Genomic DNA, 25,824 nt, shown 5'->3' with positions numbered 1-25,824 from the left:
CTTAGCGCTTGTGGGCGCGGACTTCATCGATACGCAAGCGCGGCGCCAGCTTGTCCAGCACGCCGTTAACGAACTTATGCCCGTCAGTGGCGCCAAACACTTTGGCCAGCTCAATGCCTTCGTTGATCACCACGCGATAGGGGATATCAATACGATTTTTCAGCTCAAAGGTCGACAGGCGCAGAATCGACAGTTCAACCGGATCAATTTCATCCAGCGGACGATCCAGCAGCGATTCAAACGCCCCGTCAATCTCGGTTTGCTGGCGCGGCACGCCGTGCAAAATCTCGTGGAAGTAGGCGCCGTCAACCGTGGTGAAGTCGTTATCAACGCGAAACTGCGCTTCGATTTCGTTCAGCGACTGACCGGCCATGTGCCAGGAGTACAAAGCCTGCATGGCCAGCGTGCGCGCCTGACGGCGCGCAAGGGTCTTGGTGCTGGGGCCTTTTTTCGGCGCGTGTGGCGGCTGCCCGTTACCGTCGTTCTGGCTCACTTGGCCTCCAACTGCGCCAGCAGGCTAACCATTTCCAGGGCAGACAGTGCAGCTTCTGCGCCTTTGTTGCCGGCCTTGGTGCCGGAACGCTCGATGGCTTGCTCGATGGAGTCCACCGTCAGCACGCCGAACGCAACCGGTACGCCGAACTCCATGGACACCTGGGCCAAGCCCTTGGTGCATTCGCCCGCCACATATTCAAAGTGCGGGGTGCCGCCACGGATGACGGCACCGAGGGCGATGATGGCGTCAAAGTCACCACGCTGGGCGACTTTCTGCGCCACCAGCGGAATTTCGAAGGCACCCGGCGCGCGGATGATGGTGATGTCGTCTTCCTTCACGCCATGGCGAACCAGGGCGTCAACAGCGCCACTTACCAGGCTTTCGACAACAAAGCTGTTAAAGCGGCCGACGACCAGGGCGAATTTGCCTTGCGGGGCGATGAAAGTACCTTCGATGGTCTTCAGGGTCATGGAACAGATCTCATATAGCGTTAAAGAGCCGGGGGGGCTTAAATGTATAGCCCGACAAAACAGCGCATGGCGCGGCAGTCGTTATTCAGCGGGCAGGTATTCTACAACTTCCAGGTCAAAGCCGGATATCGCATTGAACTTCATTGGCGAACTCATCAGGCGCATTTTGCGCACGCCAAGGTCACGTAGAATCTGCGAACCCGCGCCCACAGTGCTGTAAGTAGCCGGGCTAGGGGCCGGCTGCTTATCCAGATGCGCGAGCAGCTCGGGGCCGGTCAGCGGGTTACCCAGCAACAGCACCACGCCACTGCCGGCCTTGGCCACCTCGGCCATGGCCGCACGCATGCTCCAGCGACCCGGTTGCTTGACCAGGAACAGGTCACGCAGCGGCTCCATGTTGTGGACTCGCACCAGCGTCGGCTCGTCGGCGCATACCGCGCCCAGAGTCAGGGCCATGTGCGCGGTGTCCTCGACTGAATCACGGTAGGTTACCAGGGTGAACTGGCCCAACTCGGTGTCCAGCGGCTGTTCGCTCACACGCTCAACGGTGCGCTCGTGCATCAGGCGGTAGTGGATCAGGTCGGCGATGGTGCCAATCTTGATACCGTGCTCGGCGGCGAAGACTTCCAGCTCAGGACGGCGCGACATGGTGCCGTCGTCGTTCATGATTTCGCAGATCACCCCGCTCGGCTCGAAACCGCCCATGCGCGCAAGATCGCAGGCCGCTTCGGTGTGGCCGGCACGCGCCAATACACCGCCCGCTTGCGCCATCAGTGGGAAGATATGACCCGGGCTGACGATATCGTCGGCTTTGGCGTTTTTCGCAGCGGCGGCCTGCACGGTGCGCGCACGGTCAGCGGCAGAGATGCCAGTGGTGACGCCTTCGGCGGCTTCGATGGAGACGGTGAATTTGGTGCCAAAACCGGAACCGTTGCGCGGCGCCATCAGTGGCAGCTTGAGGGTTTCGCAGCGCTCGCGGGTCATCGGCATGCAGATCAGGCCACGGGCGAAGCGCGCCATGAAGTTGATGTGCTCGGCCGTCACGCACTCGGAGGCGATGATCAGATCACCTTCGTTCTCGCGGTCTTCGTCATCCATAAGGATGACCATCTTGCCGGCGCGGATGTCTTCGACCAGTTCTTCGATACTGTTAAGAGCCATGCGGGCGATTCCTTATTTGTTCAGGTAGCCGTGTTCGGCGAGAAAACTTTCTGTCATGCCGGAGGCTTTCGGCTCGGCGGCCTTGTCACCGAGCAGTAAGCGCTCCAGGTAACGGGCGAGCAGGTCCACCTCAAGGTTGACCTGCTTGCCGGGGCGGTAATCGACCATGATGGTTTCGGCCAAGGTGTGCGGCACGATAGTCAGCTCGAATTCAGCACCGTTAACCGAGTTAACGGTCAGGCTGGTGCCATCGACAGTGATCGAGCCTTTATGGGCGATGTACTTGGCCAACTCACGCGGCGCGCGAATGGTGAACTGCCAGGCACGGGCGTTTTCCGACATGGCGACGATCTCGCCGACGCCGTCGATATGCCCGCTGACCAAGTGGCCGCCAAGGCGACTGGTCGGCGTAAGGGCTTTCTCCAGGTTGACCTTACTGCCCGCCTTGAAATCAATAAAGGCGGTCCGCGCCAGGGTTTCGCGGCTGACATCCGCCCAAAACCCGTCGCCCGGCAGCTCTACTGCCGTCAAGCACACACCGTTGACGGCAATGCTGTCGCCGAGTTTGACGTCCGCAAGATCAAGCTTGCCGGTCTCTACATAAACCCGCACATCGCCGCCCTTGGGCGTCAACGCGCGAATGCTGCCAATGGCTTCGATTATGCCGGTAAACATGCCACCCCCTGTTTAGCGCCCACGTCACGACGCTGGCAGATAACGCCAGATGCGCGCGGCACGAAATAAAAATCAGACATCTAGACCAACTCCTGTTTTATAAAAAACAGGGCGCGTTTGATCGATAGGGATTTCAAGGCACGCCTAGGCATGCCTGATAGAGGCAATCCCGCTCTCTCTTTATCCGGACTCTAACCGTCGGCCCCGGAATCACACCGGGTCTGCTGACCTTGCCCCGTGCTTTACAGCACCAAGGCAAGCGCTCGCGGGCTAGGCATCACGCCATTACCGCCGGTGGGGAATTACACCCCGCCCTGAGAACGTTGCGGCCACTTGCGTAGCCGAGACGCGTTTTACCACAGATTGCCGACGCCCTGCATCGGCAAACGACGGCGTCAATACTGCGCCGTCGCGACTCACACCCATCAGCCAGCAGGCTGCGGCACCGCGATAATCCGCCAGTCGTCACCGACTGCGCGCATGTCGATAATTTTCAACGCGGGTGCATCGGCCATGTGCGCCAGCGGCATATCCAGCAGCGGACGCGCGCTGGAGCCGAGAAACTTGGCCGCCACAAACAGCTGGTACTCATCCACCAGCCCTTGACGGGCAAACGCGCCAGCCAGTCGCGGCCCGGCTTCCACCAGCACTTCATTGGCACCGCGCGTCGCCAGCTCCACCAACAATCGGCGCAGGTCAACATGCCCGTTACTGCCGGGCAGGGCCAATAGTTCGTGACCATCGTCGAGATAGCGAAAACGTGCCGACGCCGCCGCACAGGTCGCCACCATGGCCGCTCCGGCCTGAAAAAACGGCACATGCAGCGGCACACGCAAACGACCATCGATCAGCACACGCTGCGGCTGGCGCGACAGGGCCATAAAGGTTTGTTCCGGGTTCAGGCCCAATTCGCTTTCGCGCAGGGTCAGGCGCGCACCATCTGCCAGTACGGTGTCCGCACCGGTCAGTACCACGCTCGAGCGTGCCCGCAGGCGCTGCACGGCTGAGCGCGCGGCAGCGCCGGTAATCCACTGGCTCTCGCCGCTGGCCATGGCCGTGCGCCCGTCCAGGCTCATCGCCAGTTTGACCCGCACAAACGGCAAGCCCGTCTCCATTCGTTTAATAAACCCAGCATTCAGCGCACGCGCCTCGGCCTCCAGCACACCGCTCTGCACCGCGATACCCGCATGCATCAAGCGCAGTAGGCCATTACCGCTGACCTGCGGATTAGGGTCTTGCATGGCGGCCACCACGCGCGTGATGCCGGCAGTAACCAGCGCATCGGCGCAGGGCGGCGTACGCCCGTGATGGCTGCAGGGCTCTAAGGTGACATAGGCGGTGGCGCCGCGCGCCTTATCGCCAGCCTGACGCAGGGCGTGCACCTCAGCGTGCGGTTCGCCGGCACGCACATGCCAGCCTTCACCGACGATGAGCCCATCACGGACGATCACACAGCCCACGCGAGGATTGGGGTGGGTGGAGTACAGGCCTTTACGGGCGAGTTCTAGCGCGCGCGCCATGAAGGCGTGATCTGAGTTCATCATCAACCCTTGGCAGGTTCGCGGGACAGGCGATCGATTTCCTCGCGGAACTCGTTGAGATCCTGAAAGCGTTTGTACACCGAGGCGAAACGGATATAGGCCACTTCATCGAGCTTCTGCAGTTCGCCCATCACCAATTCACCCAGCACCAGCGATTTGATCTCGCGTTCGCCGGTGGCGCGCAGCTTGTGTTTGATATGGGCGATGGCCGCTTCCAGGCGCTCAATGCTCACGGGGCGCTTCTCCAGCGCACGCTGCATGCCGGCGCGCAGCTTGTCCTCATCGAAGGGCTGGCGGCTGCCGTCCTGCTTGATCAAGCGCGGCATGACCAGCTCAGCGGTCTCGAAGGTGGTGAAGCGTTCTTCACAGGCCAGGCATTCACGCCGGCGACGCACTTGTTCACCCTCGGCAACCAGGCGCGAGTCGATCACTTTGGTGTCATTGGCAGCGCAAAAAGGGCAGTGCATAAATAAGGCCAGCTTTAGAACGAAGATCGCCATGGTAGCGCATCCCGCAAGCAAGACAAGCCGAGGGGTTTGCGGTATACAAGCGCCCATCGAAACCGGCGGAGTTGATGCCCACCATGAAAATCCCAATGCCGTTACAACCGCTGATTTTACTGAGTATGATCACCATGCTGAGCGCTTGCGCCAGCGACAGCCCGCCGCCCGCCAAACCCACCGCACCAGCTAAGGCTACGGCCGAAGCAGCGCCGCTGCCGGCCTACCAGCGCGAGCTAAGCGGCAGCTTGTTGAATGTGCCCAATGAAGCGGATGTTGAGCTGGCCCTGCTGGCGGTCGACGAACGCGGCCGGCCGCAGGCGCTGCTGGGCAATATCCAGCTGCGCGGCACCGGCAACCCGCTGGCGTTTCGCTTGCTGTTCAACCCGGAAACCTTTAACAAGCACAGCCGCATCGAGCTGCATGGCCGCGCCAACCAAGCCGGCCGGTTGATTCTGCGCCTGCCCGCGCAAGCGATTGCCCAGGCCGAAACCCAGGCCCTCGGTGAGTTGAGCCTGGTGCCGGCGCCATGACAGCACCAGCCGCCTTACAAGCCGCCCTCAGCGAGCTGCTCGGTGACGCTCAGCTCAGCGCGCAAACCCTGCCCGGCACGGCGATCAAGCTGTGGCTGATCGATCCGGCGAATATGGACCGCTGTTTCAGCCCGGAAGAAACTCGCCTGATCCTCGAAGAGCCGCCCTACTGGTGCTTCTGCTGGGCCAGCGGTCTGGTACTGGCGCGCTGGCTGGCCGAGCACCCTGAGTGGGTGCGCGGCAAACGCGTGCTGGATTTCGGCGCAGGCTCCGGTGTCGCGGCCATTGCCGCCGCCAAAGCCGGTGCGCTGGAAGTGGTGGCCTGCGACCTTGATCCATTGGCGATTGCCGCCTGCCAGGCCAATGCCGCGCTAAATGACGTGGAGCTGCATTACTCCGCCGACTTTTTTGCCGAGGCCGACCGCTTCGACCTGATTATCGTCGCCGACGTGCTCTACGACCGCGCCAATTTGCCGCTGCTCGATCAGTTTCTCAGCCGTGGCCGCCAGGCGTTGGTGGCGGACTCCCGAGTGCGCGATTTTCAGCATCCGCTGTATCAGCGGCTCGGCGTACTCGAAGCCTGCACCTGGCCGGATTTGGCTGAACCGGCGGAGTTTCGCCATGTCAGCCTGTACCACGCCGAACGCATTTAGCAGCCCTTGTATCCGCCAGACCCAGCCCACATTTATAGTCCATCCCATTTTTCGCACCGCCGAGACCGACCATGAGCGACTCCCCTTACATCTTTGATATCGCAGGCAGCGCCAGCTTCGAACAGCTGGTGATCGAGAACTCCTTCCAGAAGCCGGTGCTGGTGGATTTCTGGGCCGAATGGTGCGCACCGTGCAAGGCACTGATGCCGCTGCTGGCGAAAGTCACCGAGGAATACCGCGGCGAGCTGCTGCTGGCCAAGGTCAACTGCGATATAGAGCAAGATATCGTCGCCCGCTTCGGCATCCGCAGCCTGCCCACTGTGGTGCTGTTCAGGAATGGTCAGCCGGTCGATGGCTTTGCGGGTGCGCAGCCGGAGTCGGCGATTCGCGAAATGCTTAAGCCGCACGTGGCCGAACCGGCGCCGGCCGCTGCTGATCCGATGGAAGCGGCGCAGGCGCTGTTCAGCGAAGGCCGTTTTGCCGATGCCGAAGCCGTGCTCAAAGTGCTGCTGACAGAGAACAACGAGCACGCCGCCGCGCTGATTCTCTACGCCCGCTGCCTGGCCGAGCGTGGCGAGTTGGGCGAAGCTGAGGTGGTGCTGAATGCGGTAAAAGGCGATGAACATAAACAAGCCCTGGCCGGTGCCCGCGCGCAATTAACCTTCCTGCGTTTGGCCGGCGAGCTGCCCGAGGTCGCCAGCCTGAAAACCCGCCTGGCGCAGAACGCCGACGACGATGAAGCCAGCTACCAGCTGGCGATCCAGCAACTGGCGCGCCAGCACTACGAGCCGGCGCTCGACGCCCTGCTCACTCTGTTTATCCGTAATCGCAGTTACGCCGACGGCCTGCCGCACAAGACCCTGCTGCAAGTCTTCGACCTGCTCGGCAATGACCACCCGCTGGTTACCGCGTACCGGCGCAAGTTGTACCAAGCGATTTACTAAACAGCCTGTGGTCTGCCAAGCATCGCGGCTAAAGCCCCTCCCACAACACAGCGAGTTCTGTGCTTGCGGGAGGGCCGGACGGCACTCCGCCTTAGCCGCGGCAGGTCAGCTGTGCGGCATCGGCACTTATCAGCCCACCCAGTGATAAATGGGCGCATCCGCACCCGCCTCCACCCGCACGTGCGCGCAATGGCGCAGGCGCACCAGCAGGCGCTTGCCTGCCGCTTCTCCCCCCGCCAGCCCGGCGAGTTGCCCAAGTAATTGCGGCCCTTCGATCTGCCCGGCCTGGCGCAGCAGTTGCAGCGTGGTCTGCCATAAAGCATCACCCGCTTGACCCGCAGATGCCTTTACCGGCTCAGGTGAAGCCTCAACCGGCGGCACCTCCAGGCTGATGTGCTGCGCTAATTGCGCCCAATCCTGCGCATCCAACTCAACCGTCAGGTCCACCGGCCAAGCACCGACTTGTCCACGAATTCGCACCATCATTCTGCCCTCTACTGACCAGCCGCCATGCTCCCACGTCCATACGGCATCGCCAAGCAAGGCTGGCCACGCACACCAAAAAGTTGTTATAACGTAACAAGACCTTGTTTTTGAATTGGAGATCGCCATGCGCCGCCTGCTAGTTGCCCTGCCCTTTGCCCTGCTGCCACTTGCCGTCAGTGCCGCCGAGCACAGCCACAGTCATGATGAACATCAGCACGAGCATGCCAAAAACGACAGCCTAAGTGCCCATGAGCACGGCGCCGCTCAACTGAACGTGGTACTCGAAGGCAAGGTGCTGGAGCTGCAACTGGAGAGCCCGGCCATGAACCTGGTGGGTTTCGAACACGCCGCGCAAAGCGACGCCGACAAAACCAAGGTCGCCGCCGCGCGCAGCCAGCTGGAGCAGCCGCATGCACTATTTGGCCTGACCGCCGGTGACTGCAGCGTGAGCACGCTGGCACTGGAAAGCCCACTGTTTACTGAGCACGCAAAGCATGAGCACAAAGAACACCACGACAACCACGCCCAAGACAGCGAACACAGCGATATCCACGCGACCTACCGCCTCGACTGCCTGAAGCCTGAAGATTTGCAACAACTTAACCTGGCCGAGCTGTTCAAGCGCTTCCCCGCCACCACAAAAATTCAGGTACAACTGATCGGCCCGAATGGCCAGCAAGGCTTGGAGCTGACGCCTGCGCAGCCGACCCTGAGTTTCTAACCACCCCTTTTGCAGCAGAACGGCCGGGGTAACCCGGCCGCTTACTTTATGAGTTCAGCCCTGATCTACCTGTCCAACCTCGGCTTTGCCTGGCCCGGCCAGCCCGAGCTGTTGGATATCGACAGTTTTACCCTGCAACGCGGCGAAAGCCTGTTTCTCAAAGGCCCCAGTGGCAGCGGCAAGACCACCCTGCTCGGCCTGCTCGGCGGCGTACAGAAACCTAATCGCGGCAGCATCCAGCTGCTTGAGCAGGACTTGAGTACGCTGTCCGCCAGCGCTCGCGACCGCTTTCGCGTCGATCACACCGGCTATATCTTCCAGCAGTTCAACCTGCTGCCATTTCTCTCAGTACGCGAGAACGTCGAACTGCCCTGCCATTTCTCCAAGCTGCGCGCCAGCCGCGCGGTGCAGCGCCACGGCAGCGTGGCCAAGGCCACCAGCGCATTGCTCGCCCACCTGGGCTTGCACCAGCCTGAGCTGCTGCAACGCCGCGCCGGCGACCTGTCGATCGGCCAGCAGCAGCGCGTAGCAGCAGCCCGTGCGCTGATCGGTCAACCGGAGCTGGTAATCGCCGACGAACCCACCTCGGCGCTGGATGCAGATGCCCGCGAAGCCTTTCTCGAATTGCTGTTCGCCGAGTGCCGCGAGGCCGGCTCCAGCCTGCTACTTGTCAGCCACGACCAGAGCCTGGCGCGGCTGTTCGACCGCAGCCTGTCACTGGCCGAACTCAACCGCGCCCCCCGCCTGACAGACCATTGAGAAACTACCTACGTTGCCGATACGGCGTTAAAAACAGGCTCGAAATGCTCATTTACACCAGTAAACTCCGCTTCCTCGCCTGTTTTTGCCTTGTCTCGGCGGCCTCGCCTACGTTTCTCAACGGCCTGTTCCCGGAGATTTAACGATGTATCTACTGCGTCTCGCCCTGGCCAGCCTGGGCAATCGCCGCTTTACCGCCTGGCTGACGGTGTTTGCCATTGCCCTCTCTGTGTGTCTGCTGCTCGCCGTCGAGCGGGTTCGCACCGAAGCCCGCGCCAGCTTTGCCAACACCATCAGCGGCACCGACCTGATCGTCGGCGCGCGCTCCGGCAGCGTGAACCTGCTGCTGTACTCGGTATTTCGCATAGGCAACGCCACCAACAATATTCGCTGGGATAGCTTCGAGCAGTTAGTCCAGCACCGTCAGGTCAAATGGGCCATCCCGATCTCGCTGGGCGATTCGCACCGTGGCTACCGGGTGATGGGCACCAGCCCGGCGTATTTCGAGCACTATCGTTATGCCCGCAGCCAACAACTGCAGCTGAGCAGCGGCCGCGCCTTTGCCGATGACCCGTTCGAGGTTGTACTTGGCGCAGAAGTGGCGCAAGCGCTCAACTACCAGATCGATCAGGAGCTGGTGCTGGCCCATGGCGTGGCCACCATCAGCCTGGTCAAACATGACGACAAACCGTTCAAGGTGGTCGGCATCCTCAAACGCACCGGCACCCCGGTAGACCGCACCCTGCACATCTCGCTGGCTGGCATGGAGGCCCTGCATGTCGATTGGCAAAACGGCATGCCAGCACGCGGCGCGGCCAAGGTCAGTGCTGAGCAGGCGCGGGCGATGGACCTGCAACCCAAGCAGATCACTGCCGTCATGCTCGGCCTGAACAGCAAGATCGCCACCTTCAGCTTGCAACGCGAGATCAACGAATTTCGCGGAGAGCCGCTGCTGGCAATCCTCCCCGGCGTCGCGCTGCAGGAGCTGTGGAGTCTGATGGGCACCGCCGAAAAGGCGCTATTCGTGGTTTCACTGTTCGTGGTGCTGACGGGGCTGATCGGCATGCTTACGGCGATTCTCACCAGCCTGAACGAGCGCCGAAGGGAAATGGCGATTCTGCGCTCGGTCGGCGCGCGGCCCTGGCATATCGCCAGCTTGCTGATCGTCGAGGCCTTTGCCCTGGCCCTGGCCGGCGTGCTGCTTGGTTTGCTGTTGCTGTACCTGGGCATCGCCGGGGCGCAGGGCTATGTGCAGGCGAATTACGGCCTGTACTTGCCACTGAATCTGCCGACCCGCTATGAGTGGACGCTGCTCGGCGCTATCCTGAGCGCCGCCCTGTTGATGGGCTGTGTACCGGCCTGGCGCGCGTACCGCCAATCCCTGGCCGATGGCTTATCGATTCGCTTATGAGGCTTTTGCATGCAGCGCTCTCTGCTCGCCACCCTGCTGTTCACCTTGGCCCTGCCTCTGGCGGCTGCCGAGGTGCGCGAGCTGACCTGGTCGGAAATGGTCCCGGCCGATGCGCCGCCGCAAGTCGTTGAGCCGGCACCGATTCATGACCTCTCGCAGCTGGCCGACGCCCTCGCCGAATCCGGTCCCGCAGCCATGCAGCAATCGCCCGCAGCGCCGGTGGTGCAGGCACTGGATGGCCAATCGGTAAAACTGCCGGGCTATATCGTGCCGCTGGATGTCACCGAGGAAGGCCGGGTGACCGAATTTTTGCTGGTGCCGTACTTCGGTGCGTGCATCCACGTGCCGCCACCGCCGTCGAATCAGATCGTCCATGTCACCAGCGAACTGGGCGTGCTGCTCGATGCGCTGTATCAGCCGTTCTGGATCGAAGGCCCGATGAGGGTCGAGCACGCCAGCAGCGAGCTGGCCGAAGCGGGCTATCAAATGGAGGCGGAAAAGATTTACGCCTATGAGCTGCCGGATAGCTGAGTAAAGCCTTCATGCCGATGCCGTTCATCCAAGCCAGGTGAACGGCATTTTTGTTGCGCGGATAAAACTCGAGGAAGGTTGTGCCGCCGACACCGCGTCCCGGATTTCATCCGGGCTACGGAAGCTGTGTGGGGTGGATCGGTGCGCGTAGCTGACTCTTTTTTCATCCACCATCGCCGCTGGTGGATGGGTGAAGCGTCATCCACCCCAAAAAACGTGACCTGAGAATAAACACAGGACCGACCAAAACGTCTGCGCTGTGTTCAGCTACGACTGGCAACATGCTTTTCCCGCTGATAACTCAACTCACTTTCCGCCCACTGGCGCCAGGCGCGCACCTTGCTGCGTTCGGCGCCGGCTCGTTCGGCCTTGGCCAGGGCGTCGAGCCCGGCCTGCCAGCGCGTCTGTTCCAGCTCCAGCTGGGCCAGGTGCAGCCAGTGCTTGGCACTGCCCGAGCGCTGCGCCAGTTCACGGAAGATCAACGCTGACTTGCTGCGTTCACGCGCCTGCCACCAGAGCAGCCCCAGGCGCTCCTCACGAGCAGCGGTGCGCGGCAACAGCCCCTGATCGAGCATCCCGGCGAGCAGCTTGGCGCCTTGCCAGGGTTGATCGGCAGCCCCGGCCAGCAGCACCAGGTTGTCCAGTTCGCTTTCATTGAAGCGCAGGCCCTTCTGGTACGCCGCGCGCAAGGTGGCCAGCGACTTGTCATGGCTGCCGCTCAGTTGCTGCAAAGCCGCCAGCTGGCGCCAGCCCTGGGCGTTATTCGGCTGGCGTGCGAGCAACTGGCGCTGCCAGCGCTCAGCGGCAGCGTACTTCTTCAGATCAGCGTTCATTGCGACTAAAAACTGCAGCCAGCTATCGGCGGCCTGCGGATTAGCCTGCACATAACGCTCGGCCAAGGGCAGCGCCTTGGCCGGCTGACCGAGGCCCTGATAGGCCTGCACCAGCATCTGCAGCACCTCTTCATTCGCGCTGGCCTGACCCGGCGCCAGCAGGGTCACCACCTGGGCGTAGCGGCGCTCGACCAGGTTTAGGCGGGCCAGGTTCAGCTCTTCAGCGGCCTGCAGCTCGGCGTCCAGCTTGCCGCTCTTCAGCACCTTTCCCAGCAGTTCGATGGCCTGGGGATTCTGCCCTTCGGCCCAGGCCAGATAACCGCGGCTGCGCCACAGCAACGCCTCTTCCAGGCTACCCGGCGTGCCCTTGGCGGCATCCAGAGCGCGGCGCGCGGCCGCGTAGTCGCCTTTCTTCTGTGCGGTCTGCGCCGTATCCAGCGCGCGAAACACGCCCGGATCAACACTCTGCCCAGCCGCCTGCGCGACACCAGCGCTACACAGCGCGATCAGCAACAGTAGACGATACATATCAGCGAGCTCCTTCCAGACGGAAGTACAGGGTTTTCACTGCTTCACGGGCCACCGCCAGACCGCCTTCGGTGCGCGGCGCAAAACGCCAGCGCACGGCGGCGCGGCGGGCTTCGCGTTCGAACACGTTCTGCGGGCTGGCTTCGATGACGCGCACGTTTTCTACCGCACCTACGCGGTTGATGGTGAACGCCAGCTTCACATGCCCTTCAATGCCGCGCTGCAGGGCGTAGCGCGGGTATTCCGGGCTGACATCATTGAGCGGCATCACTTCACTTTCCGGGCCACCCGGCTGACCACCGGCATCGCTCGGGGCTGGAGCGCCGGGCGTCGCCACGCTTGGCGCCGAGGCGCCTGCCGCCAGACCAGTCAAACTAGGCGTCGGCGCGCTATTCACGGCAATGCCGCTGCTCAGGCTCGGCACGGGCAGATCCAGGGCTGGCAGGTTGGCGCTCGGGGTAGCCACCATCGGCGTTGGTGGTGTCGGGGTTTGCGGCGTTTGTGCTTGCGGCGGTTGCGGTGCCTGCTGGCGGGTGCGCGTCGCGGTGTCGCTGGAGTCGCCATCGAGACGGACGAAATTGGCCACCGTCAGCGGTTCCTCACTCGGCTTGCTGCTGGGCGGCGCGACCATGTAAAGCATCAGGCCGAACAGCGCCAGCGCCATCACACAGGCCGCGACAAAGGACAGTGGCAAACGCATCAAAGCGCTCCCGCCGTAGCGGCCAGGGCCACGTCATGCACGCCGGCCAGGCGCGCCTGATCCATCACCTGCACCACCAGGCCGGTACGCGCATCCTGATCGGCCTGAACCACCACAGCGCCGTCCGGCTGGTCGACGCGCATGCGCTCGACATGGGCACGCACGCTGCGCACATCGACGACTTTCTTGTCCATCCACACCTGCCCATCGGCGGTGATGGCGATGAGGATATTGCCTTTGTCCTGCGGGCTGGCGGTTTGGGCCTGGGGCCGCTGCACTTCGACGCCGGCTTCCTTGATAAAGGAGCTGGTGACGATAAAGAAGATCAGCATGATGAAAACCACGTCGAGCATCGGCGTCAGGTCGATGCCGGTGTCTTCGTCTTGCTGGTGGTGACGGCGCATTCTCATGTGTCGAATCTCAGTCGTGACGCAGCTGGTCAGCCAGCCGCTCTAAAGCGCGGCGTGCATCGCGTTCGAGGCGCGCCAGGCTGAACAATCCACTAATCGCCAATACCATGCCGGCCATGGTCGGCAGAGTCGCCTGCCAAACCCCAGCCGCCATGCCGCGCGGGTTACCGGTGCCGTTGATGGCCAGCACGTCGAACACCGCGACCATGCCGCTGACCGTGCCAAGCAAGCCCAGCAGCGGGTACATCGCCACCAGGGTCTTGCTCAGGCGCAATGGCCCGAGCAGGTGCTGTTGCGCCTGCGCCAGCCAGGCACTGCGCACCGCGCGCTGCCAGTTACCGGTGTCGTCACCCAGCACCTGTTGCCAGGCCTGGCGGCGCTCGGCAACCCACTCCGGAAACACCCGGCGCATGTACCAGAAGCGCTCGAACACCAGGGTCCAGAACACCACGCACAGCCCGGCCAACGCCCACATCACCACGCCACCGGCGCTCATGAAGTCGAGCAAGGCATGGCCGCTGTCAACCAGGCGCAACCATAGCGCCAGCCAATCAGTCACGGCGCGGCGCCCCGGACAGGTGCAGGGCAATCAGCCCGGCGCTTTGCTGCTCGAGCAGCTGAATCAGGCCCTTGCTGCGGCTGGCCAGCAGGGTGTGCAGGAACAGCAGCGGAATCGCCACCACCAGCCCCAGCACCGTGGTCACCAGTGCTTGCGAGATACCATCGGCCATCAGTCGCGAATCGCCGCCACCGCCCTGGGTAATCGCCTGAAAGGTGACGATCATGCCGGTCACGGTGCCGAGCAGGCCGAGCAGCGGCGCCACGGCGCTGAGCAGCTTGAGCAGGCCCTGGCCTTTTTCCAGCGGCGGGGTTTCCTGCAGGATCGCCTCGTCGAGCTTGAGTTCCAAGGTTTCCAGATCCGCCAACTGCGGCTTCGGCCCGAGTACACCGATAATCCGCCCCAACGGGTTGTCGCCACGCGGTGCGCTGAGGTCATGCATCTGCGCACTGACGCCACGGCCCACACGGGTCAGGTAGACCATGCGCCAGGCGGCCAGCAGCAGACCGAATGCACCGAGAACCAGAATCACCCAGCCGACCAGACCACCCTGCTGCACGCGATCCCACAAGCCAGGCTCGCGCTGCAACTGCGCCAGCAAGGTGCCGCGACTGGGGTCAACCGGCAGACTGGCAACTGCGGCGCTGCTATCCAGATAATCCGCAACCTGGCCCAAACCAGACGGCTGACGCGGCGGCGCCAGCAGCTCGCCGGCATCGGCGTCATAACGCAGGAAGGCATCGGCAGCGTAGGCGGAGAACGCGCCGACCCGCAGCACATCCTGCGAATTACGGGTGCCGTCGGCAGCCACTACCGGCAGTTGCAGTTGCTCAACCCGGCCGCTGGCGGTGAGGTCTTCGAGCAGCAGCATCCAGTAGCCATCGAGGTCGGCTGCCGAGGGCAGCGTGCGGCTTTCGGCCAGCGCCTTGAGGCGCGCCAGGCGCTCGGGGTACTGGGCATTGAGCAGGCTGTCCTGCCAGTGGCCGGCGACATCACCGGCGCTCTGACGGACCACGCCAAACAACTCGCCAAGGTGACCGGCACGCTGGCTGAGGAGTTTTTCCTGTTCGGCCAGCAGGCTTTCCTGGCGGTCAAATTCGGCCTTCAACTGTTCGGCCTCAGCCTTCTCTGTGGCCAGGGCGCTGCGCGCAGTGGCCAGCAGCTGGGCACGCTCGCCACGCTCGGCAATAAAGGCCTGCTCGCGGCTTTGCATGGCGCTGACTTCAGCCGCGCGCTCGCTGCGAATACGTTGCAGCAGTTGATCCGGGCTCAGCGGCTCGGCCGCGCCAGCCAGGGCGGGCAGCAGGGCCAGGGTAAAAGCGAGAACGCGACGATTCATGGCTTGGCCTCCAGCGCCAGGGTCTTCACGGGCAGGTCAAGCATGGCCGGGGCCTGCTCCTGGCGGGCAATCGCAATAGCCTGACGCAATGGACGACGGGCGCTGCCGTCGAGGATCTGCCAGCTGCGGGTTTGCGGGTTCCACCAGCCACTTTCATGCCCATCGAGGGTCTGGAAATACAGCATCACGCGGCCCAGGCGGAGGAACTCGACGCTGCGCGACGCGCCCTCACTCGGCAGCTCACCGCGCCAGGCTTCCAGGGTGCGGCCGTAGTCGCTCTCCACCTGGTAAGCCTCGAGGATGCGTCGGTATTTCTCGGCCAGGCTGACATCCGCACGCGGCAGCAAGTCCTGCAGCTGAGCCAGGCGATCACTGCGCTCATCCGGCAGGAACGGCAGATCGGCGGCGATAAATTCACCCAGCACCTCGACCATGCGACGCATCTGAGGCGTCACCGCCTCCTGGGTGCGCTCGATGCCATCCAGCTGCTGCTGATAGCCGGTCAGCTCCTTGCGCTGCGCCGCCACCAATTCACGTAATTGAGCGTTATAGCCCTGCAGGGCTTCCGCTTGCTGCAATGCATTGCGGTACTCGGTGAGCATCTCCCGGCTGGCGTCATCGAGTTGCTCGATACGCGCCTGCGAGGCCTTGGCGTCGGCGGCCAGTTGCTGACTTTCATCCAGCGCAGCATCCAAAGGGGTGGCCGCGAGCGGCGCACTGGCCAGAACCAGAGCGACTGCCAGCAGGCGCTTCGGCAGAGGGATCATGGGGCATTCCTTGTTAAGAGAACGTACATAAAGAGAACCATTATCAACTGCATTACATCTCTCAAGCAACCCACGTTAGACCCTTAACTACAGGTTAAACCGCCAGAACCCCTGGCCTCAGACGCCATAAAAGAAAATTTAGGTAGCTAACTACTTTATTGAGCTGGATCAACAGTCGCTTTTTTCGCGCCCTTAACATCGTATCCAGCTAATACGAACCGATGCTTTATGGGAGCACATCATGCGTACTTCACTCTTTACCGCTTCACTGCTGGCCTTGGCCATCGCCGCCCCACTGGCACAGGCGCACCAGGCTGGCGATATCATCGTGCGCGCCGGTGCAATCACCGTTGACCCGCAGGAAAGCAGCAGTGATATCTGGGTTGCTGGGCTCAACGATGTCGCAGGCACCAAAGCGACTCTGGATAGTGATACTCAGCTGGGCCTTAACTTCGCTTACATGGTGACCAACAACATCGGTATCGAGCTATTGGCTGCCACTCCGTTCAGCCATAACGTCGGCGTAAAAGGCATGCCAGGCGGCTTCGCTGGTCTGAACGGCAACTTGGGCGAACTCAAGCATCTGCCACCAACCTTGAGCGTGGTGTACTACCCGCTGGACTCTAGCTCAGCCTTTCAGCCCTATGTCGGTGCTGGTATTAACTACACATGGTTCTTCGACACTGAGCTGAGCAGCGAAGCTGAAGGCAAGGGATTCAGCGGCCTGGACATGAAGGACTCCTGGGGCCTCGCAGCCCAAGTAGGCATGGACTATATGCTGACTGACAACATCATGTTTAACGCTCAAGTGCGCTATATCGATATCGAAACTACCGGCACCACATCTTTTAACGGCAGCAAGGTCAAAGTCGATGTAGACGTAGACCCACTCGTTTACATGGTTGGTCTGGGCTATAAGTTCTGAGCCTGAGCACCATAAAAAACCGGCCTTGATGGCCGGTTTTTTCGTTTAGCGACGCGTCAAGGCTGCGCTAGTAATCGACGTAAGCCTTCGCGCATAGAAGTAGCTTCCGGCAGCTGATAATGCGCCTGCAGCCGTTGGTTATTAGCCCGCGAATGGCGAATATCGCCAGCGCGTGACGCTTGGTAACTAACGGCCGGCAAGCCACCACACAGCTCACCAATCGTAGCCAGCAACTGGTTCAAGCTGACCGCCTGGCTCCAGCCGACATTTACCGCCCCCTCCACGACCTGAGGTGCGGACAACGCCTGCATCAGCAAGACCACCAGATCGGCGACAAAGAAGAAATCACGGGTCTGCTCGCCATCACCAAACACACTGATCGGCAAACGCTGCTGGGCGCGCTGAGTGAAGATACTAATGACGCCTGAGTACGGCGAAGATGGATCCTGACGCGGCCCGAAAATATTGAAGAAGCGAAAGATCGCCGGCTCCAAGCCATGCTGACGGCGATAGAAATCCAGATAGTGTTCACTGGCCAGCTTGTCTGCCGCATAAGGTGTCAGCGGGGCCTTGGCCGTGTCTTCATTGATGGCCTGACCTTCACCATTATTGCCATACACCGCCGCGCTGGAAGCAAACAGTACACGCTTGACGCCATGCGCGTACATCGCCTCGCACACATTCAGCGTACCGACGAAGTTGCTCTGGTGCGTACTAACCGGATCGTCCACCGACGCCTGCACCGAGGCCACCGCCGCCAGGTGCGCCACAGCCGCGCAGCCGGCAACCGCTTGCGCCACCACAGCTGCATCGGCGACGTCGCCCCGAATAAACTGCAGCTGTGGATTGTCCAGCGGCAGATTGGCCAGTGTGCCCATCGACAGGTTGTCCAGCACCCGCACGCTGAAGCCTTGCGCCAGCAACGCATCAACCAAATGTGAGCCAATAAAGCCGGCTCCACCGGTAATCAAAATAGGTCGCGAATTAGACATGGCGATAATAACGGTCCAGTAAGCTCGGCAAACCCGAGCGCCAGGCGCGGGGTTTAACGCCGAAGGTGTGCAGAATTTTTTTGCAGGACAGCACCGCATGCTGCGGCTCTTCAGCTGCATCCGGGCGTGCGCTGTGCGCCTGCGGGTTAACCTCATCGACCAGATTGCTGCGGAAGTTCCGCGCTTCACTCAGCACCGCCTGCCCCAGCGCCAGCGACGTGGTCGCCTCGAGGCCACCATAGTGGTAGGTGCCCCACAATGGCGCTTCACAATCCAGCTGCTTGAGTACAGCGAGAATGACCCGCGCAGCATCGTCAACCGGAGTCGGGTTACCGCGCCGGTCGTCAGCCAGGGACAGCGGCTCTTCATGCTCGGCCCGGGCAAGAAAACGCCCGAGCAAGCCGTTGGCGCTGTCATCCAGCAACCAACCAAAACGCAGCAGCACATGCCGCGGACAAACAGCGCGGACGGTCTGCTCGAAACGCCACAGCGCGTGACTACGCGCCCCCAGCGGCTGCGGCTCTTCCTTCTCGCTGTAAGCGGTGGCGCGCACGCCATCGAACACGCGATAACTTGAAGGCTGCAGTAGACGAATCTGGTGGTGCTGGCAAAGTTCGGCAAGACGCCCGACAGAGCGTTCCTGGGCAGCAAGATGCACCTCACTCACCCCTTCGGCCTGAAACCAGTCGAAGTAATAAGCAAGGTTGATCAGGGCATCAGGCCGAGTGTCATCTAGCAACTGAGTCAAGCTGGCAGGATCCCAGCCTGACTCCGGTGGCTTGGGCGCGAGAAAGCCAATATCCTCTTCGGCACCGAGGCGGATCAACGCCTGTCCCAGCGCGTTACCACCCCCCAGCAGCATTAGCCGCATACGCATAAACAGCGCTACTCAGGCGATCAGAACGGGATATCGTCGTCGAAACTATCGAAGTCCGGAGCAGGCTGGGCCGCCGGTTGCGGCGCAGGGCGCGGAGCAGATTGCTGCGGCGCGCGCTGAGGCGCAGCAGGCCGTTGCTGGCGCTGCGTGGCGTCCCCCCCCGCATTGTCTGGACGACCGCCCAGCAGCTGCATGGTGCCCTGCATGTCGACGATGATTTCGGTGGTGTAACGCTTCACACCGTCTTTTTCCCACTCACGGGTTTGCAGCTTACCTTCGATATACACCTGCGAACCTTTACGCAGGTATTCACCGGCAATTTCCGCCACTTTGCCGAACATCGACACGCGATGCCATTCGGTCTTCTCGACCTTCTGACCGGTTTGCTTATCGGTCCACTGCTCGCTGGTCGCCAAGCTCAGGTTGGTGACTGCGTTGCCGTTTGGCAGGTAGCGAGTTTCCGGGTCCTGTCCGCAGGTACCGACCAGAATGACTTTGTTAACCCCACGGGCCATAACGTTCTCCTAGGCTTTCAGCACGCCGCTGGCGCCGTCTCAATGAGGCGCTCAAGGGACGCGCGGTCCAATTGTTGGGTATCCACTTTGATATAGATGGCCGCTTCGTCGCGCACCACTATGGCATCCGCCACTCCGGGCACTGCCTGTAATCGCTCGGCCAGCCCCAGGTCGTTCAACGCCGCAACTGAAAGCGGCAGACGCAGGCTGGTTACATACGGCGGTTCGCGCATAGTAACAGCAAAGGCCAGCCAAAAAAGAGCCAGCACCGCGCAGCCGGCGAACACGCCCGACAGGCTGTAGTGCTGATACAGCCAACCACCCAAAATACCGCCCAGGGCCGCACCGAGGAACTGGCTGGTGGAATACACGCCCATCGCCGTGCCTTTAGCGCCAGCCGGAGCGACCTTACTGATCAGCGATGGCAGCGAGGCTTCTAGCAGGTTGAATGCGGTGAAGAACACCACCGTACCCAGCACCAGCGCGCGCAGGCTGGTGCCAAACCACCAGAAGAACAGTTCACACAGCAGCAACACACTGACGGCGCCCAGTAACACGTGTTTCATCCGACGCTTTTTTTCGCCGTAAATAATAAACGGCACCATGCCGAAGAAGCCCACCAGCAGGGCCGTCAGATAAACCCACCAGTGCTCCTCTTTGGCCAACCCGCCATGCTCCACCAATGCCAGCGGCAAGGCGATGAAACTGGCCATCAGAATGGCGTGCAGTACCAGAATGCCAACGTCCAAACGCAGCAGATCGCCATGTTTGAGGGTCGGCAATAACGCCTGCTTATTCACCCCCGACTCACGGTGCTGCAGCGGCCCAGCCGCCGACGGCACCAGCCCAGCCACGATCACAATCCCCAGCAGCGCCATCGCGGCAGTGGCGAGAAACAGGCCAGACAAACCAAACGCACGCGTTAACAGCGGCCCCACCACCATCGCCACCGCAAACGATAAGCCAATGCTCATGCCAATCATGGCCATGGCTTTGGTGCGGTGCTGCTCGCGCGTCAGGTCAGACAACAGCGCCATCACCGCCGCCGAAATGGCCCCGGCGCCCTGCAAGATGCGTCCGGCAATAACGCCGTAAATCGAATCAGCATTGGCCGCCAGCAAGCTGCCTGCAGCGAAAATCAGCAAACCGGCATAGATAACCGGCCGTCGGCCAATGCGGTCGCTGAGCATGCCAAATGGAATTTGCAGGAACGCCTGAGTCAAACCGTAGGCACCAATCGCCAGACCAATCAGCACCGGCGTGCTGCCCTGCAACTCCATGCCATAAGTCGCCAGTACCGGGAGCACCATAAACATACCGAGCATCCGGAACGCGAACACCAGCGCTAAACCACCGGCTGCGCGGGTTTCACTGCCGCTCATGCGCTCGTTGTGCGGATCGTGCATGGGAAACGCCCTGAAGAAATAGGCGGCGATTCTAGCAGCCTCAATGAATACGGCACAGCAGTGACGCTTTGCCGCGCCCGCCTCCCGAGCCGTATACTCGGTGGTTTTCCGCCCGCCACGCGAGGCCGTTGTTTGTGGACAAGATTCTGATTCGGGGTGCACGCACCCACAACCTGAAAAACATCGACCTGACCCTGCCACGCGACAAGCTGATTGTGATCACCGGCCTGTCCGGTTCCGGCAAATCGTCACTGGCATTCGACACCCTCTACGCCGAGGGTCAACGTCGCTATGTTGAATCGCTGTCGGCCTACGCCCGACAGTTTCTCTCGATGATGGAAAAGCCAGACGTCGACACCATCGAAGGCCTCTCGCCGGCGATTTCTATCGAGCAGAAATCCACCTCGCACAACCCACGATCCACCGTCGGCACCATCACCGAGATCTACGACTACCTGCGCCTGCTCTACGCCCGCGCCGGTATTCCACGCTGCCCGGACCACGACCTGCCGCTGGAAGCGCAGACCGTCAGCCAGATGGTTGATCAGGTGCTGGCCCTGCCCGAAGGCAGCAGGCTGATGCTGCTGGCGCCGGTGATTCGCGAACGCAAAGGCGAACACCTGGCGATTTTCGATGAGCTGCGCGCCCAGGGTTTTGTCCGCGTGCGGGTCAACGGCAAGATTTACGAACTGGACGAGCTGCCCAAGCTCGATAAGCAAAAGAAGCACAGCATTGATGCCGTGGTCGACCGCTTCAAGGCCCGCGGCGATCTGCAGCAGCGCTTGGCCGAGTCCTTCGAGACCGCACTAAAGCTGGCCGACGGCCTGGCCTTGATTGCGCCCATGGAGGGTGAAGAAGGCGAAGAGATCATCTTCTCCGCACGCTTCGCCTGCCCAACCTGCGGGCATTCAATCAGCGAACTCGAACCCAAGCTGTTCTCCTTCAACAACCCAGCCGGTGCCTGCCCGACCTGTGACGGCCTGGGCGTGAAGCAATTCTTTGACATCAAGCGCCTGGTAAACGGCGAGATGACCCTGGCCGAAGGCGCGATACGCGGCTGGGACCGGCGCAACGTCTATTACTTCCAGATGCTTGGGTCTTTGGCCGCGCATTACGGCTTTAGCCTGGAAGTGCCGTTCGATGCGCTCAGCACTGAACATCAAAAGTGCATTTTATTCGGCAGCGGCACACAGAACGTCGACTTCAAGTACCTCAACGACCGTGGCGACATCGTTAAGCGCTCGCACCCCTTCGAAGGCATCGTGCCGAACCTGGAGCGGCGCTACCGCGAAACCGAATCCACCAGCGTGCGTGAAGAGCTGGCTAAGTTCCTTAGCACCCAGGCCTGCCAGGATTGCCGCGGCACCCGCCTGCGCCGTGAGGCGCGCCACGTATGGGTTGGCGAAAAAACCCTCCCCGCAGTCAGCGGCATGCCGATTGGCGACGCCACCGAGTATTTCGGCAGCCTGGCTTTACCTGGGCGACGCGGCGAAATCGCCGAGAAGATCCTTAAAGAAATCCGCGAGCGCCTGCAGTTTCTGGTCAACGTTGGCCTCGATTACCTGACCCTTGATCGCAGCGCCGACACTCTGTCTGGCGGGGAAGCGCAGCGTATTCGCCTGGCCAGCCAGATCGGCGCAGGCTTGGTCGGCGTGATGTACATCCTCGACGAACCGTCCATTGGCCTGCATCAGCGCGACAATGAGCGCCTGCTTGGCACCTTGCGCCATCTGCGCGACATCGGTAACACGGTGATCGTGGTCGAGCACGACGAAGACGCCATCCGCATGGCCGACTACGTAGTGGATATCGGCCCTGGTGCCGGCGTACACGGCGGGCAGATCGTCGCCCAGGGCACCGCAGCTGAAGTCATGGCCCACCCCGACTCACTGACCGGCAAGTACCTGTCCGGACGGGTGAAAATCAAAGTGCCGGCCAAGCGCACGCCACGCGACAAGAAGCTCTCGCTGAAGATCAAAGGCGCGCGCGGCAACAACCTGCGTAATGTCGACCTGGAGATTCCGATAGGCCTGCTTACCTGCGTAACCGGCGTATCCGGCTCGGGCAAATCAACACTGATCAACAACACCCTCTACCCGCTTAGCGCCACCGCTTTGAACGGTGCAACCACCCTTGAAGCTGCAGCCCATGACAGCATCGATGGGCTGCAGCACCTGGATAAAGTGGTCGATATCGACCAGAGCCCGATTGGTCGCACGCCGCGCTCCAACCCGGCGACTTATACCGGATTGTTTACCCCAATCCGCGAGCTGTTCGCTGGCGTGCCAGAATCACGCTCGCGCGGTTACGGCCCAGGGCGCTTTAGCTTCAACGTCAAGGGCGGACGCTGCGAAGCCTGCCAGGGCGACGGCTTGATCAAGGTGGAGATGCACTTCCTACCGGATATCTATGTGCCGTGCGACGTGTGCAAAAGCAAACGCTACAACCGCGAAACCCTGGAAGTGAAGTACAAGGGCAAGAGCATCACCGAGGTGCTCGACATGACCATCGAAGAAGCACGAGCGTTCTTCGATGCCGTGCCGGCGCTGGCGCGCAAGCTGCAGACGCTGATGGATGTTGGCCTGTCCTATATCAAGCTGGGCCAGAGCGCCACGACGCTGTCCGGCGGCGAGGCGCAGCGGGTCAAGCTAAGCCGCGAGCTGAGCAAGCGCGACACCGGCAAGACCCTGTATATCCTCGACGAGCCGACCACCGGTTTGCACTTCGCCGATATCCAGCAACTGCTCGACGTGCTGCACCGCCTGCGCGACCACGGCAACACCGTAGTGGTGATCGAACACAACCTCGACGTGATCAAAACTGCTGACTGGCTGGTGGATCTCGGCCCGGAAGGCGGCTCCAAGGGTGGCCAGATCATCGCCTGCGGCACGCCCGAAGAAGTCGCCGAGATGCCGCAGTCGCACACCGGCTACTTCCTCAAACCGCTACTGGAGCGTGATCGCGACTAATCTCGCACGCTATAAAAAAGCCCCGCGCGTGCGGGGCTTTTTATTATCAGCTGCAACCTTACATCTGCGCCTGCAGGTAATTCTCCAGACCAATCCTGTCTATTAACCCCAGCTGAACCTCCAGCCAGTAAGCATGGTCCTCTTCAGTGTCCTTGAGCTGCACCAACAGGATGTCGCGGGTCTGGTAATCCTGATGCTGCTCGCACAGGGCAATACCTTTGCTCAGTGCCGCGCGCACGTGATACTCCAGCGCCAAGTCGAGCTTAAGCATCTCAGGTACTGTTTGGCCAAAATGGAAGCTATCCGGAACCATATCCGGCGTACCTTCGAGAAACAGAATACGCTTGAGGATCGCATCGGCGTGTTGGGTCTCCTCTTCCATTTCATGGTTGATGCGCTCGTACAGCTTGCTGAAGCCCCAATCCTCATACAGACGCGAATGCACGAAATACTGATCCCGCGCTGCCAGCTCGCCCTTCAACAGCATTTTCAGGTAATCAATAACTTCTACATGACCCTTCATGGGGACTTCCTTAAACAAGCGAAAAACATCAATTAATGCTGGCCGCACAATACACACGGGTCAAGCAGGAAAGGCGGCACAGGCTTATAAAACATTTTTGCAGCTATAAAAAAACCGGGCCAAGGCCCGGTTTTCTCTACAACCTACGACTTACTCAGCGTCTACAGCTGCACCAGCGACCGGACGGTCAACCAGTTCAACATAAGCCATTGGAGCATTGTCGCCAGCGCGGAAACCGCACTTGAGGATACGCAGGTAACCGCCCTGACGGGTGGCGTAGCGCTTGCCCAGGTCGTTGAACAGCTTACCAACGATGGCTTTCGAACGCGTACGGTCGAAGGCCAAACGGCGGTTAGCAACACTATCTTCTTTAGCCAGAGTAATCAGCGGCTCGGCAACGCGACGCAGCTCTTTGGCTTTCGGCAGAGTAGTTTTGATCAGCTCGTGCTCGAACAGCGATACCGCCATGTTCTGGAACATGGCCTTGCGGTGTGCGCTGGTGCGGCTAAGGTGACGGCCACTTTTACGATGACGCATGGTTCAATTCCTTACCAAACTCACGTTCGGTGATGATGACGATCAGGCAGTCGCCTTATCGTCTTTCTTCAGACTTGCCGGCGGCCAGTTGTCGAGGCGCATACCGAGGGACAGACCGCGAGAAGCCAGAACATCCTTGATTTCAGTCAGGGATTTCTTGCCCAGGTTCGGCGTTTTCAACAGTTCTACTTCGGTGCGCTGAATCAGATCACCGATGTAGTAAATGTTTTCTGCTTTGAGGCAGTTGGCCGAACGTACAGTCAGTTCCAGGTCATCAACCGGGCGGAGAAGGATCGGATCGATCTCATCCTCCTGCTCGATAACCACAGGCTCACTGTCACCTTTGAGATCGACGAACGCAGCCAACTGCTGTTGCAGAATGGTTGCAGCGCGGCGGATAGCCTCTTCAGGGTCCAGAGTACCGTTGGTCTCCAGGTCGATAACCAGTTTGTCCAGGTTAGTACGCTGCTCAACACGAGCGTTTTCCACCACGTACGACACACGGCGTACCGGGCTGAACGAAGCATCCAGCTGCAAGCGACCAATGCTGCGGCTTTCGTCTTCATCGCTCTGACGAGCGTCAGCCGGCTCATAGCCGCGACCACGAGCTATGGTTAGCTTCATGTTCAGCGCGCCAGTGGAAGCCAGGTTGGCGATTACGTGGTCGCCATTGACGATTTCGACATCGTGATCCAGCTGAATATCGGCAGCGGTAACTACGCCCGAGCCCTTCTTCGCCAGAGTCAACGTCACTTCGTCACGACCGTGCAGTTTGACAGCCAGACCTTTAAGGTTGAGCAGGATTTCAATGACGTCTTCCTGAACACCTTCGATGGCGCTGTACTCATGAAGTACACCGTCAATCTCGGCCTCGACTACTGCACAGCCAGGCATGGAGGACAACAAGATGCGACGCAGCGCGTTGCCCAGGGTATGGCCAAAGCCACGCTCGAGAGGCTCGAGAGTGATCTTAGCGCGGGTCGAACTGACCACCTGCACATCAATGTGACGGGGGGTCAGGAACTCATTTACCGAAATCTGCATGGATGCACCTATTTTCTAG

General features: G+C 61.1%; 29 protein-coding genes and 1 riboswitch. Of the genes, 9 read left to right on the top strand and 20 right to left on the bottom strand.

Going from position 1 to position 25,824, the window contains the following annotated elements; translation table 11 throughout:
- Position 1: 1 nt before the first annotated feature.
- The 6 genes from nusB to nrdR form a co-directional block, all read right to left on the bottom strand.
- Complete coding sequence (gene nusB / locus AC0J6G_RS00455; RefSeq protein ID WP_475250463.1) at positions 2–493, bottom strand: transcription antitermination factor NusB; 492 nt, start codon at positions 491–493, stop codon at positions 2–4.
- Positions 490–966: a 6,7-dimethyl-8-ribityllumazine synthase gene (gene ribH / locus AC0J6G_RS00450; RefSeq protein ID WP_090243179.1), complete on the bottom strand. Its 477-nt coding sequence runs from the start codon at positions 964–966 to the stop codon at positions 490–492. Before ribH ends, nusB begins: the two co-directional genes overlap by 4 nt.
- A gap of 81 nt (positions 967–1,047) precedes the next feature.
- On the bottom strand, positions 1,048–2,127 hold the full coding sequence (gene ribBA / locus AC0J6G_RS00445; RefSeq protein ID WP_475250462.1) for a bifunctional 3,4-dihydroxy-2-butanone-4-phosphate synthase/GTP cyclohydrolase II: 1,080 nt from the start codon (positions 2,125–2,127) through the stop codon (positions 1,048–1,050).
- 12 nt (positions 2,128–2,139) lie between these two features.
- Positions 2,140–2,802, bottom strand: coding sequence for a riboflavin synthase (locus tag AC0J6G_RS00440; protein ID WP_475250461.1), 663 nt, complete (start codon positions 2,800–2,802; stop codon positions 2,140–2,142).
- Positions 2,803–2,969: 167 nt separating this feature from the next.
- Positions 2,970–3,128: riboswitch (FMN riboswitch) on the bottom strand.
- A 99-nt stretch (positions 3,129–3,227) separates the two neighbouring features.
- Complete coding sequence (gene ribD, locus AC0J6G_RS00435; RefSeq protein ID WP_475250460.1) at positions 3,228–4,346, bottom strand: bifunctional diaminohydroxyphosphoribosylaminopyrimidine deaminase/5-amino-6-(5-phosphoribosylamino)uracil reductase RibD; 1,119 nt, start codon at positions 4,344–4,346, stop codon at positions 3,228–3,230.
- Entirely contained in the window at positions 4,346–4,810 is a 465-nt protein-coding gene (gene nrdR / locus AC0J6G_RS00430; RefSeq protein WP_275962057.1) for a transcriptional regulator NrdR, read from the bottom strand. The genes ribD and nrdR overlap by 1 nt, the downstream gene beginning before the upstream one ends.
- Positions 4,811–4,938: 128 nt before the next feature.
- On the opposite strand from nrdR, the gene AC0J6G_RS00425 reads away from it, so the two are divergent.
- From AC0J6G_RS00425 to trxA, 3 genes are all read left to right on the top strand, one after another.
- Positions 4,939–5,376 carry a YbaY family lipoprotein gene (locus tag AC0J6G_RS00425; RefSeq protein ID WP_475253529.1) on the top strand — a complete coding sequence of 146 codons (438 nt, stop codon included), beginning with the start codon at positions 4,939–4,941 and terminating at the stop codon, positions 5,374–5,376.
- Positions 5,373–6,029 carry a class I SAM-dependent methyltransferase gene (locus AC0J6G_RS00420; protein ID WP_475250459.1) on the top strand — a complete coding sequence of 219 codons (657 nt, stop codon included), beginning with the start codon at positions 5,373–5,375 and terminating at the stop codon, positions 6,027–6,029. The genes AC0J6G_RS00425 and AC0J6G_RS00420 overlap by 4 nt, the downstream gene beginning before the upstream one ends.
- A gap of 71 nt (positions 6,030–6,100) precedes the next feature.
- Complete coding sequence (gene trxA / locus AC0J6G_RS00415) at positions 6,101–6,973, top strand: thioredoxin (RefSeq protein WP_475250458.1); 873 nt, start codon at positions 6,101–6,103, stop codon at positions 6,971–6,973.
- Between the two features lie 129 nt (positions 6,974–7,102).
- On the opposite strand, the gene AC0J6G_RS00410 is transcribed toward trxA, so the two are convergent.
- Complete coding sequence (locus AC0J6G_RS00410) at positions 7,103–7,456, bottom strand: hypothetical protein (RefSeq protein WP_475253527.1); 354 nt, start codon at positions 7,454–7,456, stop codon at positions 7,103–7,105.
- Positions 7,457–7,583: 127 nt separating this feature from the next.
- On the opposite strand from AC0J6G_RS00410, the gene AC0J6G_RS00405 reads away from it, so the two are divergent.
- The 4 genes from AC0J6G_RS00405 (at position 7,584) to AC0J6G_RS00390 (ending at position 10,881) form a co-directional block, all read left to right on the top strand.
- Positions 7,584–8,180, top strand: a complete 597-nt coding sequence (locus AC0J6G_RS00405) for a DUF2796 domain-containing protein (RefSeq protein WP_475250457.1) — start codon at positions 7,584–7,586, stop codon at positions 8,178–8,180.
- A gap of 48 nt (positions 8,181–8,228) precedes the next feature.
- Positions 8,229–8,939: an ABC transporter ATP-binding protein gene (locus tag AC0J6G_RS00400; RefSeq protein ID WP_475250456.1), complete on the top strand. Its 711-nt coding sequence runs from the start codon at positions 8,229–8,231 to the stop codon at positions 8,937–8,939.
- Positions 8,940–9,084: 145 nt separating this feature from the next.
- Positions 9,085–10,350, top strand: coding sequence for an ABC transporter permease (locus tag AC0J6G_RS00395; RefSeq protein WP_475250455.1), 1,266 nt, complete (start codon positions 9,085–9,087; stop codon positions 10,348–10,350).
- Positions 10,351–10,359: 9 nt separating this feature from the next.
- Positions 10,360–10,881, top strand: coding sequence for a DUF3299 domain-containing protein (locus AC0J6G_RS00390; protein ID WP_475250454.1), 522 nt, complete (start codon positions 10,360–10,362; stop codon positions 10,879–10,881).
- Positions 10,882–11,144: 263 nt separating this feature from the next.
- On the opposite strand, the gene AC0J6G_RS00385 is transcribed toward AC0J6G_RS00390, so the two are convergent.
- The 6 genes from AC0J6G_RS00385 to AC0J6G_RS00360 are packed head-to-tail and all read right to left on the bottom strand — an operon-like array spanning position 11,145 to position 16,017.
- The gene (locus tag AC0J6G_RS00385; protein WP_475250453.1) at positions 11,145–12,242 is read right to left on the bottom strand and encodes a tetratricopeptide repeat protein; all 1,098 of its coding nucleotides are present in this window, start codon (positions 12,240–12,242) and stop codon (positions 11,145–11,147) included.
- 1 nt (position 12,243) lies between these two features.
- Positions 12,244–12,942, bottom strand: coding sequence for an energy transducer TonB (locus AC0J6G_RS00380; RefSeq protein ID WP_475250452.1), 699 nt, complete (start codon positions 12,940–12,942; stop codon positions 12,244–12,246).
- Positions 12,942–13,352 (bottom strand): ExbD/TolR family protein, encoded by a 411-nt coding sequence (locus AC0J6G_RS00375; protein ID WP_422581414.1) that lies wholly within the window; start codon positions 13,350–13,352, stop codon positions 12,942–12,944. Before AC0J6G_RS00375 ends, AC0J6G_RS00380 begins: the two co-directional genes overlap by 1 nt.
- Positions 13,353–13,362: 10 nt before the next feature.
- Positions 13,363–13,911 (bottom strand): MotA/TolQ/ExbB proton channel family protein, encoded by a 549-nt coding sequence (locus AC0J6G_RS00370; protein ID WP_475250451.1) that lies wholly within the window; start codon positions 13,909–13,911, stop codon positions 13,363–13,365.
- On the bottom strand, positions 13,904–15,250 hold the full coding sequence (locus AC0J6G_RS00365; RefSeq protein ID WP_475250450.1) for a MotA/TolQ/ExbB proton channel family protein: 1,347 nt from the start codon (positions 15,248–15,250) through the stop codon (positions 13,904–13,906). The genes AC0J6G_RS00370 and AC0J6G_RS00365 overlap by 8 nt, the downstream gene beginning before the upstream one ends.
- Positions 15,247–16,017 (bottom strand): DUF3450 domain-containing protein, encoded by a 771-nt coding sequence (locus AC0J6G_RS00360; RefSeq protein WP_475250449.1) that lies wholly within the window; start codon positions 16,015–16,017, stop codon positions 15,247–15,249. Before AC0J6G_RS00360 ends, AC0J6G_RS00365 begins: the two co-directional genes overlap by 4 nt.
- Positions 16,018–16,258: 241 nt before the next feature.
- Here AC0J6G_RS00360 and AC0J6G_RS00355 point away from each other — a divergent pair, with 241 nt between their 5' ends.
- On the top strand, positions 16,259–16,942 hold the full coding sequence (locus AC0J6G_RS00355; protein WP_475250448.1) for an OmpW/AlkL family protein: 684 nt from the start codon (positions 16,259–16,261) through the stop codon (positions 16,940–16,942).
- Between the two features lie 56 nt (positions 16,943–16,998).
- Here the strand turns inward: AC0J6G_RS00355 and AC0J6G_RS00350 are convergent, their stop codons facing one another.
- The 4 genes from AC0J6G_RS00350 to AC0J6G_RS00335 are packed head-to-tail and all read right to left on the bottom strand — an operon-like array spanning position 16,999 to position 20,732.
- A complete protein-coding gene (locus tag AC0J6G_RS00350) occupies positions 16,999–17,934 on the bottom strand; it encodes an NAD-dependent epimerase/dehydratase family protein (protein WP_475250447.1) in 936 nt (311 codons plus the stop codon).
- Complete coding sequence (locus AC0J6G_RS00345) at positions 17,927–18,811, bottom strand: sugar nucleotide-binding protein (protein WP_475250446.1); 885 nt, start codon at positions 18,809–18,811, stop codon at positions 17,927–17,929. The genes AC0J6G_RS00350 and AC0J6G_RS00345 overlap by 8 nt, the downstream gene beginning before the upstream one ends.
- 20 nt (positions 18,812–18,831) lie before the next feature.
- Positions 18,832–19,326, bottom strand: coding sequence for a single-stranded DNA-binding protein (locus AC0J6G_RS00340; protein ID WP_475250445.1), 495 nt, complete (start codon positions 19,324–19,326; stop codon positions 18,832–18,834).
- Between the two features lie 17 nt (positions 19,327–19,343).
- Entirely contained in the window at positions 19,344–20,732 is a 1,389-nt protein-coding gene (locus AC0J6G_RS00335) for an MFS transporter (protein WP_475250444.1), read from the bottom strand.
- Between the two features lie 134 nt (positions 20,733–20,866).
- Between AC0J6G_RS00335 and uvrA the strand changes: the two genes are divergently transcribed.
- Positions 20,867–23,701, top strand: a complete 2,835-nt coding sequence (gene uvrA / locus AC0J6G_RS00330; protein WP_475250443.1) for an excinuclease ABC subunit UvrA — start codon at positions 20,867–20,869, stop codon at positions 23,699–23,701.
- Between the two features lie 58 nt (positions 23,702–23,759).
- On the opposite strand, the gene bfr is transcribed toward uvrA, so the two are convergent.
- From bfr to AC0J6G_RS00315, 3 genes are all read right to left on the bottom strand, one after another.
- Entirely contained in the window at positions 23,760–24,224 is a 465-nt protein-coding gene (gene bfr, locus AC0J6G_RS00325) for a bacterioferritin (RefSeq protein WP_475250442.1), read from the bottom strand.
- A 150-nt stretch (positions 24,225–24,374) separates the two neighbouring features.
- Positions 24,375–24,761, bottom strand: a complete 387-nt coding sequence (rplQ, locus tag AC0J6G_RS00320) for a 50S ribosomal protein L17 (RefSeq protein ID WP_160347644.1) — start codon at positions 24,759–24,761, stop codon at positions 24,375–24,377.
- A 42-nt stretch (positions 24,762–24,803) separates the two neighbouring features.
- Positions 24,804–25,805: a DNA-directed RNA polymerase subunit alpha gene (locus AC0J6G_RS00315; protein ID WP_090255780.1), complete on the bottom strand. Its 1,002-nt coding sequence runs from the start codon at positions 25,803–25,805 to the stop codon at positions 24,804–24,806.
- Positions 25,806–25,824: the final 19 nt, after the last annotated feature.

It is taken from the genome of Pseudomonas sp. TS_SC_3 (assembly GCF_056156225.1).
The sequence above is the reverse complement of the archived record's forward strand: the minus strand, read 5'-3'. Positions and strand labels throughout refer to the sequence as shown.

Bases quoted from the DNA above. Each gene is read 5' to 3' on its own strand.
- rplQ (WP_160347644.1), bottom strand. From the start codon at position 24,761: ATGCGTCATCGTAAAAGTGGCCGTCACCTTAGCCGCACCAGCGCACAC.
- AC0J6G_RS00355 (WP_475250448.1), top strand. From the start codon at position 16,259: ATGCGTACTTCACTCTTTACCGCTTCACTGCTGGCCTTGGCCATCGCC.
- nrdR (WP_275962057.1), bottom strand. From the start codon at position 4,810: ATGCACTGCCCTTTTTGCGCTGCCAATGACACCAAAGTGATCGACTCG.
- bfr (WP_475250442.1), bottom strand. From the start codon at position 24,224: ATGAAGGGTCATGTAGAAGTTATTGATTACCTGAAAATGCTGTTGAAG.
- AC0J6G_RS00395 (WP_475250455.1), top strand. From the start codon at position 9,085: ATGTATCTACTGCGTCTCGCCCTGGCCAGCCTGGGCAATCGCCGCTTT.
- AC0J6G_RS00425 (WP_475253529.1), top strand. From the start codon at position 4,939: ATGCCGTTACAACCGCTGATTTTACTGAGTATGATCACCATGCTGAGC.
- AC0J6G_RS00375 (WP_422581414.1), bottom strand. From the start codon at position 13,352: ATGAGAATGCGCCGTCACCACCAGCAAGACGAAGACACCGGCATCGAC.
- trxA (WP_475250458.1), top strand. From the start codon at position 6,101: ATGAGCGACTCCCCTTACATCTTTGATATCGCAGGCAGCGCCAGCTTC.
- AC0J6G_RS00420 (WP_475250459.1), top strand. From the start codon at position 5,373: ATGACAGCACCAGCCGCCTTACAAGCCGCCCTCAGCGAGCTGCTCGGT.
- AC0J6G_RS00340 (WP_475250445.1), bottom strand. From the start codon at position 19,326: ATGGCCCGTGGGGTTAACAAAGTCATTCTGGTCGGTACCTGCGGACAG.
- AC0J6G_RS00440 (WP_475250461.1), bottom strand. From the start codon at position 2,802: ATGTTTACCGGCATAATCGAAGCCATTGGCAGCATTCGCGCGTTGACG.
- AC0J6G_RS00345 (WP_475250446.1), bottom strand. From the start codon at position 18,811: ATGCGTATGCGGCTAATGCTGCTGGGGGGTGGTAACGCGCTGGGACAG.
- AC0J6G_RS00400 (WP_475250456.1), top strand. From the start codon at position 8,229: ATGAGTTCAGCCCTGATCTACCTGTCCAACCTCGGCTTTGCCTGGCCC.
- AC0J6G_RS00405 (WP_475250457.1), top strand. From the start codon at position 7,584: ATGCGCCGCCTGCTAGTTGCCCTGCCCTTTGCCCTGCTGCCACTTGCC.
- AC0J6G_RS00360 (WP_475250449.1), bottom strand. From the start codon at position 16,017: ATGATCCCTCTGCCGAAGCGCCTGCTGGCAGTCGCTCTGGTTCTGGCC.
- ribD (WP_475250460.1), bottom strand. From the start codon at position 4,346: ATGATGAACTCAGATCACGCCTTCATGGCGCGCGCGCTAGAACTCGCC.
- ribBA (WP_475250462.1), bottom strand. From the start codon at position 2,127: ATGGCTCTTAACAGTATCGAAGAACTGGTCGAAGACATCCGCGCCGGC.
- AC0J6G_RS00390 (WP_475250454.1), top strand. From the start codon at position 10,360: ATGCAGCGCTCTCTGCTCGCCACCCTGCTGTTCACCTTGGCCCTGCCT.
- AC0J6G_RS00350 (WP_475250447.1), bottom strand. From the start codon at position 17,934: ATGTCTAATTCGCGACCTATTTTGATTACCGGTGGAGCCGGCTTTATT.
- AC0J6G_RS00410 (WP_475253527.1), bottom strand. From the start codon at position 7,456: ATGGTGCGAATTCGTGGACAAGTCGGTGCTTGGCCGGTGGACCTGACG.
- AC0J6G_RS00315 (WP_090255780.1), bottom strand. From the start codon at position 25,805: ATGCAGATTTCGGTAAATGAGTTCCTGACCCCCCGTCACATTGATGTG.
- AC0J6G_RS00385 (WP_475250453.1), bottom strand. From the start codon at position 12,242: ATGTATCGTCTACTGTTGCTGATCGCGCTGTGTAGCGCTGGTGTCGCG.
- ribH (WP_090243179.1), bottom strand. From the start codon at position 966: ATGACCCTGAAGACCATCGAAGGTACTTTCATCGCCCCGCAAGGCAAA.
- AC0J6G_RS00380 (WP_475250452.1), bottom strand. From the start codon at position 12,942: ATGCGTTTGCCACTGTCCTTTGTCGCGGCCTGTGTGATGGCGCTGGCG.
- AC0J6G_RS00335 (WP_475250444.1), bottom strand. From the start codon at position 20,732: ATGCACGATCCGCACAACGAGCGCATGAGCGGCAGTGAAACCCGCGCA.
- AC0J6G_RS00365 (WP_475250450.1), bottom strand. From the start codon at position 15,250: ATGAATCGTCGCGTTCTCGCTTTTACCCTGGCCCTGCTGCCCGCCCTG.